At 52.6% G+C, this 13644-nt stretch carries 11 protein-coding genes and 1 other annotated feature; of the genes, 7 read left to right on the forward strand and 4 right to left on the reverse strand.

The window, feature by feature from the left end:
• Positions 1-33: 33 nt before the first annotated feature.
• The 3 genes from NYE33_RS08075 (at position 34) to arsC (ending at position 2214) form a co-directional block, all read left to right on the forward strand.
• On the forward strand, positions 34-360 hold the full coding sequence (locus NYE33_RS08075) for an ArsR/SmtB family transcription factor (protein ID WP_042140085.1): 327 nt from the start codon (positions 34-36) through the stop codon (positions 358-360).
• Between the two features lie 119 nt (positions 361-479).
• Positions 480-1769, forward strand: coding sequence for an arsenic transporter (locus NYE33_RS08080; protein WP_039300663.1), 1290 nt, complete (start codon positions 480-482; stop codon positions 1767-1769).
• A gap of 25 nt (positions 1770-1794) precedes the next feature.
• Positions 1795-2214 carry an arsenate reductase (thioredoxin) gene (arsC, locus tag NYE33_RS08085; RefSeq protein ID WP_341065386.1) on the forward strand — a complete coding sequence of 140 codons (420 nt, stop codon included), beginning with the start codon at positions 1795-1797 and terminating at the stop codon, positions 2212-2214.
• A gap of 444 nt (positions 2215-2658) precedes the next feature.
• Here the strand turns inward: arsC and NYE33_RS08090 are convergent, their stop codons facing one another.
• Entirely contained in the window at positions 2659-3882 is a 1224-nt protein-coding gene (locus NYE33_RS08090; protein WP_341065389.1) for an oxalate decarboxylase family bicupin, read from the reverse strand.
• Positions 3883-4032: 150 nt separating this feature from the next.
• Here NYE33_RS08090 and NYE33_RS08095 point away from each other — a divergent pair, with 150 nt between their 5' ends.
• The 4 genes from NYE33_RS08095 to NYE33_RS08110 all read left to right on the forward strand — a co-directional run bounded on the left by NYE33_RS08095 (position 4033) and on the right by NYE33_RS08110 (position 9701).
• Positions 4033-5589 carry a tetratricopeptide repeat protein gene (locus tag NYE33_RS08095; protein ID WP_341065392.1) on the forward strand — a complete coding sequence of 519 codons (1557 nt, stop codon included), beginning with the start codon at positions 4033-4035 and terminating at the stop codon, positions 5587-5589.
• A gap of 81 nt (positions 5590-5670) precedes the next feature.
• Positions 5671-5933 (forward strand) — a binding site (T-box leader).
• 76 nt (positions 5934-6009) lie between these two features.
• Entirely contained in the window at positions 6010-7713 is a 1704-nt protein-coding gene (locus NYE33_RS08100; RefSeq protein ID WP_076247083.1) for a glutamine--tRNA ligase/YqeY domain fusion protein, read from the forward strand.
• Between the two features lie 74 nt (positions 7714-7787).
• A complete protein-coding gene (locus NYE33_RS08105; RefSeq protein WP_042140078.1) occupies positions 7788-7991 on the forward strand; it encodes an FtsB family cell division protein in 204 nt (67 codons plus the stop codon).
• 414 nt (positions 7992-8405) lie between these two features.
• Entirely contained in the window at positions 8406-9701 is a 1296-nt protein-coding gene (locus tag NYE33_RS08110) for an Nramp family divalent metal transporter (protein ID WP_042141703.1), read from the forward strand.
• Between the two features lie 594 nt (positions 9702-10295).
• Here NYE33_RS08110 and NYE33_RS08115 read toward each other — a convergent pair.
• From NYE33_RS08115 to NYE33_RS08125, 3 genes are all read right to left on the reverse strand, one after another.
• Positions 10296-11612 carry an ABC transporter substrate-binding protein gene (locus tag NYE33_RS08115; protein WP_076247076.1) on the reverse strand — a complete coding sequence of 439 codons (1317 nt, stop codon included), beginning with the start codon at positions 11610-11612 and terminating at the stop codon, positions 10296-10298.
• 114 nt (positions 11613-11726) lie between these two features.
• Positions 11727-12563, reverse strand: a complete 837-nt coding sequence (locus NYE33_RS08120) for a carbohydrate ABC transporter permease (RefSeq protein ID WP_039300683.1) — start codon at positions 12561-12563, stop codon at positions 11727-11729.
• Positions 12563-13453, reverse strand: a complete 891-nt coding sequence (locus NYE33_RS08125) for a carbohydrate ABC transporter permease (RefSeq protein ID WP_039300685.1) — start codon at positions 13451-13453, stop codon at positions 12563-12565. The genes NYE33_RS08120 and NYE33_RS08125 overlap by 1 nt, the downstream gene beginning before the upstream one ends.
• Positions 13454-13644: the final 191 nt, after the last annotated feature.

Below are 13644 nucleotides of genomic sequence, written 5' to 3' on the forward strand. Positions count from 1 at the left end.
CATTGGCTTATATACTAAGGAGGCTGAACCGCGATGGATAAGCTTAACGAGGTGGCTGATGACCTGAAGCTTCTGGGGGACAAGACCCGCCTGATGATGCTTGGACTGCTGCAGGAGCGGGAATGGTGTGTCTGTGAGTTCGTCGAACTCTTTGAGATCTCACAGCCGGCCATCAGCCAGCATCTGCGTAAACTGAAGGATAAGGGGATGGTGAAGGAGAGTAAACGCGGGCAGTGGGTGCATTACTCCCTGAATGTGGAGGGCAAGCCGCATATCACGGCCGTCCTGCATGGATTGCCGGATTCACATACTCTGCTGTCGTCATTGAATAAGACAGGGGTTACTGCCTGCTGCGACTGATATAATACTAGATCGATGAGAACGTCTGGAGGACAGGCTGGCGTTACTCTTATATATAAATTTATCTATTGGGGAGTGCTGCGGGAAATGTTGCTGCGGGTCAAACGGAGGGCGGGATTATGGTTGTCCTAGCCAGCCTTATTTTTGTTATTACTTTAATCTTTGTGATCTGGCAGCCGCGTAAGTTATCCATTGGCTGGTCAGCCTGCGGCGGAGCGCTGCTGGCCCTGGCGGCAGGCGTGGTCAGCTTCGGGGATGTCCGCGATGTGACGCTGATTGTGTGGAATGCCACGCTGGCCTTTGTAGCTATTATTCTGATTTCTTTGATACTCGACCGTGTTGGATTCTTCGAATGGGCGGCACTGCATATGGCAGCGGCGGCACGCGGCAATGGTACGCTGATGTTCATCTATGTCATCCTGCTGGGCGCAGTGGTAGCGGCGTTGTTTGCCAATGACGGGGCGGCGCTGATCCTGACACCGATTGTGCTGGCGATGGTCCGGGCGCTGAATTTTGATGAGAAAAAAGTGTTTCCCTTCATTATCGCCAGCGGCTTCATCGCCGACACGACTTCGCTGCCGCTGATCGTCAGCAATCTGGTCAATATTGTATCCGCCGATTTCTTCGGCATCAGCTTCACGGAGTATGCAGGACGTATGCTGCTGCCTACGCTGTTCTCGCTCGCCGCCAGTATTCTGGTCTTGTACCTGTTCTTCCGCAGAAGTATACCCAAAGTGTACGACACTGCCGGGATGAAGCTCCCGGAGGAGGCGATTAAGGACAAGCGGATGTTCCGGTTATCCTGGGGCGTGCTGGCGCTTCTGCTGGCCGGGTATTTTGTCAGTGAATTTCTGAACATTCCGGTCTCTGTAGTGGCAGGTGTAATCGCGGTTTGCTTCCTGCTCATGGCCCGCCGCAGTCCCTACGTCAAGACGATGGAAGTGGTCAAAGGCGCGCCGTGGGCGATTGTCTTTTTCTCCATTGGCATGTATGTCGTGGTGTATGGCTTGCGCAATGCCGGACTGACCGATGTGCTTGCAGAGATGATCAGTGAGGTGGCGGAGCACGGTTTGTTCGCAGCAACGATGGGGATGGGCTTCCTCGCTGCGATCCTCTCCTCAGTGATGAATAATCTGCCAACGGTGCTGATTGGGGCGCTGGCCATTGATAACGCGCAGGCGACAGGTCTCATTAAAGAGGCTCTGATCTACGCGAATGTCATCGGTTCCGATTTGGGTCCGAAGATTACGCCGATCGGTTCGCTCGCTACTCTGCTGTGGCTGCATGTGCTATCAGGCAAAGGTGTAAAGATTTCTTGGGGCACTTATTTCAAAACAGGAATTATTCTGACGATTCCGACGTTATTTATCACATTGTTAGGTTTGTATCTGCAACTGAAGCTGTTCTAATCTAATCCTGAAGGAGAAATCAGACATGGGCAAAAAGACGATCTATTTCCTGTGCACGGGGAATTCGTGCCGGAGCCAAATGGCGGAGGGCTGGGCAAAACAATTTCTCGGGGACGCCTGGAATGTGTACAGTGCGGGAATTGAGGCCCATGGCTTGAATCCCAAGGCAGTACAGGCAATGAACGAGGTGGGGATCGATATTTCGGCCCAGACCTCGGATATTATTGATCCTGCGCTGCTTAACAGTGCTGATCTCGTAGTAACATTATGCGGGGATGCCGCCGATAAATGTCCGGTGACGCCTCCGCAGGTACGGCGGGAGCACTGGGGATTCGATGACCCGGCCAAAGCGCAGGGCAGTGAGGAAGAGAAGTGGGCGGTATTTCAGCGGGTCCGAGATGCAGTCGGCGAGCGGATCGAGCGGTTTGCTGAGACGGGCGAATAGAGGTTTCCTATACGGGAATGAAACACAAACTGATGATTAAGAACAAAAAGCGGTGCAGACGGGTGTCTGACCGCTTTTTATGTTGTTCTGGAATGAATGCAGTTCGAACAATTGGAGCTACCCATTAATTATAGGACGATCATTAAAATCTTGCAGAAAATACAACAATTTTCTCCGGATATTGCTTCTAGAGCAAAATTGTTGTATGAATTACAACATTATTACTGCTCCAGCTTCTTAATGGAGGATATTATTGTATTTTGTGCAACAATTCTCCCAAACAGCCGGATATTCAGATGTTCAAGTTGCAGAATGTACAACATTAAGGCCGGTCTATACAGCTGACCTTAAGGATTTTCACTTCAGCCGCCTGGTTGGGTAAAGATAAGGCCATAGGGCAGACTGACCTGCCCAATCCAGACTCAAACTGGGCAAAACCACGCGCTACTCCTTCTGCTTCCCATGCCCAAGCTCATGTCCGTGCTCATGTCCCTGATCCGGGTATTTCACCACAGGCCATTTCACTTTGCGCAGGGCATCCATCAGCTCCGGCCCCACATTCAGATTGCTGCTGACCAGTTCATGGGGAGTAAGCGCCATCCACTGGTTCAGGGAGACATCGGCGAACCGGTCGCTCCGGAACATTTCCAGGAACCAGAGCGTGTCTGTCCCGGTATTCTGAATATAATGTCCCTGGGCAAAAGGCACATAGCCGACATCGCCGGCTCTGACATTAAATGTACGCGCTGCGCCGTCCCCGCCAAAGACCGTCATCCGGCCTTGCCCGGTCAGATAATACTGCCACTCGTCATTATTCGGATGCCAGTGCAGCTCCCGCATGCCGCCGGGCTCAATCTCCACCAGCGCGGCGGCAATATTCCGGGAGATGGGGAAATTGCCGGAGTCGACAATCCGCACACTGCCTCCGGGCGTCCGAAGCGGCGGCTGGGCCAGCAGCTGATGCTTGAAGCTCAGCGGAATCTCTCCATAAGGTGACTCCACTCTCTGACTCTCTAGGGGGCCGGGCACCTGATCCTGATATATATACACTTGTTCCTTCGGAATACACTCAAATGCAGATTCGGGTACGCCGAAGTTGGCGGACAGGACCTCGGGCGGCGTATGGGCGAACCAGTCGGAGATCGACAGGGTGTTCAGATCCGAGAAGCTTCCATCGTCAAAAACAAGCAGGAACTCGCATCCCTCCGCCAGCCCCTGGATTGAATGCGGGATTCCCGGAGGGAAGTACCACAGATCGCCCGGGCCGACATCGGCAATGAAGTTCCGGCCATTCTGGTCCACGGCGGTAATCCGGGCGCTGCCGAGCAGCATATAGGACCATTCCGCCTGCTGGTGCCAGTGCAGCTCGCGTACTCCGCCCGGGGTCAGGCTCATGTTCACTCCTGCAAGTGTGGTGGCGATAGGCAGCTCTCTGACGGTAACCTCCCGGGACCAGCCGCCGAAGTTCAGCTGCATATGGGCGTCGGAGAATGAGAATTTCAGATTGGGGATCAGCCCGTTATCTGTAGAGGGCGGGACGAACATATCGGGATTCTCCCGGTCGCGCAGAATATCGCGGGGGCCGAGGTCGACATTGCCAGCACCGTCACTGCGGATAGGCTGGGGGATAACGGGCTTGCTTGAAGAACCGGGTTCGGCAGGGCTCATGGCTTAAGCTCCTTTCTGGATCGCACAGCACTCCAAGAAATATATGCGCCAGTAAGCCACTTATGTGTTGTGAAGGGCTGAGCGAAATGTGATAATATTTGACTACCGGACAAATTTCCGTACGATAATCAGAGAGCAGGGTTTGAACTAATGACAATAGACGGACAAGAACGCTACCGCTTCAGTGAAGCGCCAATATGGGAACTGCAGCGCAGGTATTATGAGCAGCTGGGACTGCAGGCTTGGGCGAATGACCAGGTCCCGCAGTACATTACAAGCAATCCGATGATCGGAACAGCGTATGCGGAGATGATCTTCGGGTTTCTGCAGGACCGTGCAGAGAAGGGGCATACTACAGAACCGGTTATTATTCTGGAGCTTGGCGCAGGTGTCGGACGCCTGGCATTCCATGTCCTGCAGCAGCTGTGTGAGCTGATTCAGTATGCCGGAGTGCTGCTGCCCCCTTTCCGCTACGTCATGAGCGATTTGCCCTGGAAGAATATTGAGGGCTGGCAGAAGCATGAAGGGCTGAAGCCTTTTGTGGAGCAGGGGATTCTTGATTTCGCCCGCTTTGATGCGGTGCAGGATACAGAGCTGTCCCTGACGCAGAGCGGAATGGTGATTAAGCCCGGCGGACTGCAGCAGCCGCTGATGGTGATCGCCAACTACTTCTTCGATAGTATTCAGCAGGAGCTGCTCTATATTGATGAAGGCAAGATTTATGAATGTGAGGTTTCGTTAAAATATCCCGAGCAATCCGGCTCGATGAGCACGTCCGAAGTACTGCGGGATCTGGTGCCGGAATATCATTACAAGCGGGCCGAAGGCTATGAGGACCCTTCATACAAGTACCATGAAGTAATTTCATTCTATCTGGACAAGCTGGAGGATTCGCATATCCTGTTCCCGGCGGCTGCCATTTCCTGTATGGAGCGGCTCGGGGCGCTCTCCCAGGGGAGCTTCCTGCTGCTTACCGCAGACAAAGGCGACCACCGGCTGGAGAACTGGGAATTCGCCGAGCCGCCGAAGCTGATTCACCACGGCAGTATTTCACTCACGGCGAATTACCATGCGCTGGTGCATTATTTTGAACGGAAGGGCGCACAGTCCCAGTTCACGCAGCATCATTATAAGAATCTGAATGTCGGGTGCATTCTGATGCTTGAAGAGCCGATGCTCCATCCCCATACCCGTCTGGCCTACCGGCGGTTTGTAGAGCGGTTCGGCCCGGATGATTTCTTCAGCCTGAAGGTGTGGATCGACAAAAATTACGATACGATCGGCATGCAGCAGATCCTGGCCTTCTGGCGGCTGGGCGGATATGATGCCGAGCTGTTCATCCAGAGTGCGGAGCGTATCTCTGCTCTGCTGCCGGATGCCGGTGATGATGAGCTGCTGGACCTGCAGCGCGGGATTGATCTGATGTGGAAAGGCTTCTATCCGATGCCGCAGAAATATGATCTGGCCCTGGACTGCGGTCTGCTGCTGTTCGAGATGGAGCAGTACGGGGAGTCCCGCCGCTTCCTGGAGCATTCACTGGCGACCAGTGACGAGGAGCCGGTAATTACTGTACTGTACTGCCTGGCTATTTGCAGCTATGAGCAGGAGGATGACGAAGCGGCGCTGGATTACACGCGCAGATCGCTTCTGATTGAGCCGGAGCATGAGGAAGCTTTGGAGCTCTTGGCGGCGCTGAGTCTGGGGTAAGGTTGTCCGGCAGACTGCTGCGCCTCCGGACACTGCTACACTTTACACGCTGCCTGTGATTTGTTATTCTGGATCAAATGATGAAACGCGATGACGAGAAGAGTACGTCTATTCATTCCCTCACAGAGAGCTCCGGGTGGTGCGAAGGAGCAGGGAAGGCTGGACCGAAACAAGCCTCTGAGCGGTGCACCGGAACCGGCTATGGCCGGGGATGGTACAACAGGAGCTCCTGTTACAGAGCTAGAGTATAAGCCCTGCCTTGCCGGCAGCGCCGTACTTGATGAGATTAATATGGCGACATATTAATAAACCTGGGGTGGTACCGCGAGAATCTCGTCCCCAAGACTACAGTCTTGGAGGTGAGGTTCTTTTTGTTGTCCCGTAAGGGCAGGTATCACCAATATATAGGAGGAGATCAGAATGACTGACGTTAATGTGAATGAGAGTGAACCGGCCGTGCCGGAGAATTATATGGATAAGCTGATCAGAGAAGACGTGGAGGGCGGAGTCTACAGCAGGGAGATCTGCACAAGGTTTCCGCCGGAGCCCAATGGTTATCTGCATATCGGCAGCGCTTTTGCCATCCACACGAATGTTGAGATTGCACGTAAGAATGGCGGCAGATTCCATCTGCGCTTCGATGATACCAACCCGCTGAAAGAGGATATGGAGTATGTAAAAGCTATTACCGAGGATATGGAATGGCTGGGCTGCAGCCCGGGAGAGCATATCTATTATGGCTCCGATTATTCGGAGGAAATCTGCCGCAGCGCAGAGGAGCTGATTCTTAAGGGGAAAGCTTATGTCTGCGACCTGACTCCGGAGGAAGTGACGTCCTACAGGGGGACATTAACCGAACCTGGTAAGGACAGTCCGTACCGGGAACGCTCGCCGGAAGAGAATTTGCGGCTGTTCCGGGAGATGCGTAATGGAGAATATCCTAACGGTGCTAAGGTGCTGCGGGCCAGAATCGACATGTCTTCGCCGAATATCAATCTGCGCGACCCGGTGCTCTACCGGATCATTCATGCGGAGCATTACCGCACGGGAAAAGCCTGGTGCATCTATCCGATGTATGATTTTGCCCATCCGATTCAGGATGCCATTGAAGGGGTGACGCATTCACTGTGCTCCATCGAGTTCAAGGATCACCGGCCGCTATATGAGTGGGTGCTTAAGGAGCTGAATATTCCTGAACCCCCTAAGCAAAGGGAATTCGGCCGGGTGAATCTGACGGGAGTGGTCACGAGCAAACGTTATCTCCGGGCGCTGGTTGCCGGGAAGTATGTGGACGGCTGGGATGATCCGCGTCTGCCTACGCTCCGTGGACTGCGCAGACGCGGATTCACTCCGGAGAGCATCAAGGCTTTTGTCCGGGAGATCGGGATGGCCCGCAATACGGCAATGGTTGATTTCTCGCTGCTGGAGCACTGCGTAAGACAGGATCTTAAGGCGAAGGCACCGGCCATCATGGCCGTGCTGAATCCGCTGAAGGTCGTGCTTACCAACTATGAAGCCGGGGCTTCTGAATTCCTTACCATTGAGTACAACAGTGAGAATCCCGCGCTCGGCACAAGGGACGTTCCGTTCTCCGGCACACTCTATATCGAGCGGGAGGACTTCATGGAGGTACCCTCCAAGGGCTTCCGCAGACTGACGCTTGGCGGTGAAGTAAGGCTGAAGGGCGGGTATTTCATCCGCTGTAACGAAGTGATTAAGAGTGCGGACACTGGTGAGATTGTCGAGCTGCGCTGTACTTATGATCCGGATACGAGAAGCGGGAGCGGTTTTGACGGGCGGAAGGTTAAAGGAACCATCCATTGGGTGTCCGCCGAGCATGCGGTCAAAAGTGATGTGTACCTGTATGAGAAGCTGCTTGTAGACAATGAAGGGCCGAAGGAGGAAGGGGAGACCTGGGAAGCGTACATCAACCCGGATTCTGCCACTTTGCTTAAGGATTGTCTGCTGGAGCCGCTTGCGGATAAACCACAGCCCGGGGATAAATTTCAATTCCTGCGCCACGGCTATTTCTGCGTCGACAGCAGGTTCAGCTCAGGGCACAGGCTGGTATTCAACCGGATCGTACCGCTGAAGGACACCTGGAAAGGGAAAGCAGAAAAATAAGCTTCAACACAGTTTCTCCACAAACGGCGGCTATACTAATGGCAGCACCTTGAATCCCGGAGGGAGGAAAAGCCATGAACTGGTCCTGGTTAATCACACTGATCTGTCCGCTGATGATGATCCTTATGATGTTCGGAATGCCCGGCATGCGCGGCAAACATGGACATGGAGGCCACTCGAGGAAGCAGGCGGATGTGGAGAAGCTGCAGCAGGAGCTGAATGAGCTGAAGCTGCAGAATGAACAGATGCGTGCAGATATCCGCAGTATTACCTCTTAAGCGGTGTGGATCACACCGGAATGCCCGGCGGGCGAGAGTCAGGATGAATGTCCTGGGGCTCGCCTGTTTTTTTATTTTGGGGTTCCCGCAAAGTGCCTGAGTTATCGTCGAAGCTACGGCCCTACTTTGTGGGGTTATTTTATGTTTTAACTGCTTAAATAACTCTGTGTTGTATTGGGTAATTACATATGGACCGGAGCATCACTTTGCTGCAGGTTTGCACATAATATAATTTGGAGCAGCCGGGCGGATGCCGTAGTTCAGAATCAACCCATTGCTCGTATGAAAAATCCAATGAAAATACATTTACATTTCTCAATTAGCGGATTATAATGAAAACAAATCAAATGTTGCATCAGGGAAACTTTCGTGTATATAGACAACTTTTTCCGGGCAAGAGGAGGGATAGAAATGATGGAGCAAAATACAGCAGTAGAATCATCCCCTATACTAAAAGGACATACTAATAAACACTCGGCACAATCAGTGCTGAATGGAGATGTCAAAGGACTGAAGAGACTCCTTCCTTTCCTGGGTCCGGCTTTTATCGCTTCTGTAGCGTACCTGGACCCCGGCAATTTCGCCACTAATATTACAGCAGGCTCGAAATACGGATATTTGTTATTATGGGTTATCTTTGCCTCGAATCTGATGGCTGTCCTTATACAATCCTTATCCGCCAAGCTTGGCATTGCCACCGGCAAGAATCTGCCTGAGGTCGCCCGGGAGAAATTCCCGAGAGGCGTGTCCATCTTCCTGTGGATTCAGAGTGAACTGGTCATTATCGCTACCGATCTGGCGGAATTTATCGGGGCAGCCCTTGGACTATACTTACTGTTCGGTATACCAATGCTGCCGGCTGCGCTGATTACCGCTGTTGGATCTTTCGCTATTCTGGAGCTCCAGCGGCGCGGCTACCGGACCCTGGAGGCCGGAATTGCCGGGATGGTAATGATTGTTGTTCTGGCTTTTGCATTCCAGGTCATTATGGCGAAGCCCGATGCGGGCAGTGTGGTTGCCGGAATGTTTACGCCAAGATTCGAGGGTGTGGACAGCATCCTGCTGGCTGCCGGGATTCTCGGCGCGACAGTTATGCCGCATGCGATTTATCTGCATTCCTCGCTGACCCAGAGCCGGGTCGTCGGGATCGATGAACGGGAGAAGAAACAGATTTTCCGGCTGGAATTCATCGATATTCTGATTGCGATGCTGATCGCCGGTGCCGTGAATATGGCCATGGTGGTTGTAGCTGCGGCGCTCTTTTTCAAGAATGGTCTAGTCGTTGAGGATTTGGATGTCGCCTTCGAGCAGTTCCGTAATCTGGCAGGACCGGTTACCGCCATCTCCTTCGGCCTCGGCCTCCTGATCGCAGGTCTGTCGAGCTCGTCGGTCGGTACAATGGCCGGTGATGTGGTCATGCAGGGCTTCATTAATAAAAAGATCAATCTCTACCTGCGGCGGGCGATTACCATCATCCCACCGCTGACCATCATCGCCTTCGGGATTAACGCGACAAGTGCACTGGTGATGAGTCAGGTCGTGCTCTCCTTCGGGATTGCCTTCGCCCTGATTCCGCTCGTGATCTTCACCAGCGACCGCTCGATCATGAAGGGGCTGGTGAACCACCGGATCACCACCATCCTCGGCTGGATTATCTCGGCTCTGGTAGTGTCGCTGAATTTGTTCCTGATTGTGGAGATGTTTGTGTAAGTTCTATAAGGAATTGAATATTTTACGTTAGAATGAACAGAGCAGCGATTCTCCTTGACTGGAGGGTTGCTGCTTTGTTTTATGACTTGAGCGCTTGGATGGACGCTGTGTTAACGGTGAGCATCTTAATGCCTATTATGTTGTACGTATTACAACTTTGGCCCAGCAATATCAGGGTATTCGCAAGGATTGTTGTACGATATACAGCAATTTTCCCGGAAAATCGCTTGTAGCAGGAGAAATGCTGCTTTTTATACAACATTTTTGGATTTTGTCCGAGTTAGGGAGGGGAATGTTGTAATATATGCAGGATTATTGGGTTAGGTCTTTAAGATTGCAGAAGCTCCCCTCTTAAACAGCGGAGCGGACGGAATGACCCGCGGAAAAGCGGAGCGGTCGCCTTTGTGTCCGGATTTTCACCGCTAAGGGGAATAATTAAAATCTGGATACAAGAGCGATTGGAACAACGTTCCGTTTGCGGAGCGTGCTCACCGAGCGTCGATGTAATTTATACTGATAAGCAAAACAGGGGGGTCTCAACAGCCAATCATGGCCGCTGAAGACACCCCCTATTTATGCACTAATTCAATAAAATTATTGCTTCACAATATCCTGCACAGCCTTATCCAGCTTCTCCAGCAGCTTATCACGGTCAAGCTGTCCGCCGAGATATTCCTGCATCGCAGCGCCGAAGCCCTGGGTTACGCCGTCAGGGAACATATCCCAGTTCCAGCCGAGGGCGGTAGCGGATTTCTCCTGCACGGCAACGGCAACCTGGCCGATGTCTGCCGCGTCAGCGGTGACGTTAGTTTCAGCCGGAATGAACTTGAATTCCTTGGTCAGATACTTCTGGCCGGTCTCCGAGCTTACGAGCCAGTTCAGGAAGGCTTTGGCTTCTTCCGGATGCTCGGATTTGCTGTTCACCACATAGTTGTTAGGTACGCCTACCAGGATGGTGCCTTCTTCGTCGCTGATCGGAAGCGGGAGGAGGCCCAGATTCAGGGCAGGATCGATTTTGTCGATATCGCCTTGCGTCCAGTTACCCTGCAGCATCATTGCAGCTTTGCCGGATGCGAACTCAGCAACCTGGGTAGCATAGTCGGTAGTCATCTTGTTATCCTGAGCGTTGTCGAAGATCACATCCACCAGATCCAGCCACTGCTCGAATACAGCGTTGCCTTTGATTGTCTGCGTGCCGGCTTTGACATCGTCGATGAACTGCTTCGGATCAGGCTGATGGGCTAGACCTACGTTCACAAGGTGAATTCCCATCGACCACCACTCATTCGTAGCTTCAAACGGTGTGATGCTGGCGGCTTTCAGCTTGGCTGCCGCATCTTTCAATTGCGGGAGGGTCTTAGGCTCTTCCGTAATGCCGGCTTTGGCGAACAGATCCTTGTTGTAGATCAGTCCATAGCCTTCTACGTTCATTGGCATACCATAGAGCTTGCCGTCCACGGTTGCCGGAGTTTTGGCGGTTGGGATCAGACTCTCCGCCCAAGGCTCATTGCTCAAATCAGTGGCGCGGTCCATATAAGGTACGAGGGCAGTATAACCGCCGTTATTGAAAATTTCAGGCTCAGAGCCGGAAGCAATCTCCGCTTTGAGCAGCGCGCCGTAATCTTCACCGCCGCCATGCGTTTCCACTTCGACCTTCACACCGGTTTCTTTCTCATATTCTTCGGCGAGTGCATTCAGCTGCTCGGCAATTTCAACCTTGAACTGGAACATTTTGATCGTAACATCCTTGGCAGGTGCCTTGGTTGCTTCCGGTGCTGTGGTTTCGGTTGACGTGTCAGGAGCATTGGTTGCGTTTCCATTGCCTGCGGAATTCGTATTGCCGCTATTCCCGCAACCTGCGATAATAAGTGTGCAAACGGTTGCGATAACGAACGCGAACTTTCTTTTCATAGAATAACCTCCCTGGTCTGTGGTTCCTGCAACTAGATCGTAATGCAAATGAGAGTGGACTTACACTTAATATTTTGCCGGGAAAAGTGGATATTGTTGCAAGGGATCTCGCGATCATCCCTTAATGGAGCCTGTGGTTACACCTTCGACAATATAACGCTGCAGGGACAGGAAGAATATGAGGATAGGCGTAATCGCCATCACGAGACCCGCAAGGGCCAGATCCCACTTCTTGGTGTACTGCCCGAAGAACTTGGTCACGGCGACCGGCAGGGTCGTCAGATCCTTATTTCCCCCGATGACGAGCACCGGCAGCAGATAGTCATTCCAGATCCACAGTGTGTTAAGGATAATGACCGTTACAATAATCGGCATGAGCAGCGGGAACACAATTTTGAAGAATACGCCATACGGATTGGAGCCATCCACCCGCGCCGCTTCCTCCAGCTCAAAAGGCACTGTCTTAATGAACCCGTGGAACAGAAATACGGACAGCGGCATTCCGAAGCCGAGATAGCAGGCCACGATTCCGTATAATTCCCCGCGAAGCTCCAGAATACTGGTCACACGGACTAATTGCAACATCAGCGACTGGAACGGAATGATCATCGCCGAGACCAGCAGCAGGAAGACGAAGGAATTGAAGCGCGTCGGCTTCCGTACAATCTGATAAGCGGCCATCGAGCTGAACAGGACGATGAAGATTACGCTTAAGACAGTGATTTGCAGGGAACTGAAGAAGGCTTGCGGGAAGTCAATGGCATCCCAGACCTTGGAGTAATTATCCCAGTGGAACACCTGCGGCCAGGAAGCGGCGTCGATCAGGATGTCCTTCAGCCCCTTAACAGAATTGCTCAGTACCAGGTAGAAGGGGGATAGGAAAATAATGGCCAGAAGTATGGCGGCGATCTCCAGAATGAAGTTTCTGGGCCGGTATCTGCTGCTGTTCATTAGGCCGACACCTCTTTTCTTTTGGTAAGCCAGACCTGAGTGACCGTGATCAGTGAAACGGCGGCGAAGAAGAGCAGCGCTTTGGCCGTACCGAGGCCGTACCGGTTGTTGATCAGTGCTTCCGCATAAATGTTATAGGCCAGCGACTGGGTCGAGGTGCCCGGTCCGCCTTTGGTCAGCGACAGGTTGAGGTCGAACATTTTGAATGCGTTAGAGGTTGTCAGGAACAGGCAGATGGTGATCGCCGGCATAATCAGAGGTACATAGACACTCTTGAACAGCTGCGGGGCACGGGCGCCGTCAATTTTGGCCGCTTCGACCAGATCCTTAGGGATACCAGCCAGCGCCGCAATATAAATGACCATCATATACCCGGCAGTCTGCCAGACGAACACAATGACCAGACCCCAGAATCCTGTGCTGGGCGTACCCAGCCAAGGCAGCTGGAAGAAGGAAATCCCGGTAAGCTCGCCGATCGTGGCGAAGCCTTTGGTGAAGATGAACTGCCAGATGTAGCCGAGCAGAATGCCGCCGATTACATTGGGCATGAAAAAGATGGTGCGGAGCAGCTTCTTCGTCTTCAGCGTCGTCATCAGAATGAAGGCAAGCAGCAGCGCCAGTACGTTGGCGGCCACTACGGAAATTACGGTGAAGCGGAGCGTAAAGAGCAGAGACTCCCAGAACTTATCGTCGTTCGTAAAAATCCGTCTCCAGTTGGCCGCGCCGGTCCAGACCGCTTTGTCCAGATCGAGCCCGTTCCAGTCGGTGGAAGAGTAGTAGAAGCCGAGGAAGAATGGGGTGACCACAATGGTCAGGAAAAAGAGCAGACAGGGGCCGAGAAATACGATTTGCTGTCCCCAGCCTCGTTGCAAGCGCAGAGCTTTTCTCATATGGAATCTCCTTTGTATAATATTTCTACGTGTTCACAGCTTCATTATAGAAAGCCCGGGCCATCGCCAACACTCAATTTGATGATGAGAAAAGTGGATTATATTGCAGCCGGGTTGCTTCCGGAGCGAGTTCTGCTGCAAGGTTATATCAGAGAAGCGGTTCTTCCGCAAAACGTTCAGGAGGTTCGCCC

It is taken from the genome of Paenibacillus sp. FSL R10-2199 (assembly GCF_038000235.1).
GTDB classification, from domain to species: domain Bacteria; phylum Bacillota; class Bacilli; order Paenibacillales; family Paenibacillaceae; genus Paenibacillus_AQ; species Paenibacillus_AQ phytohabitans.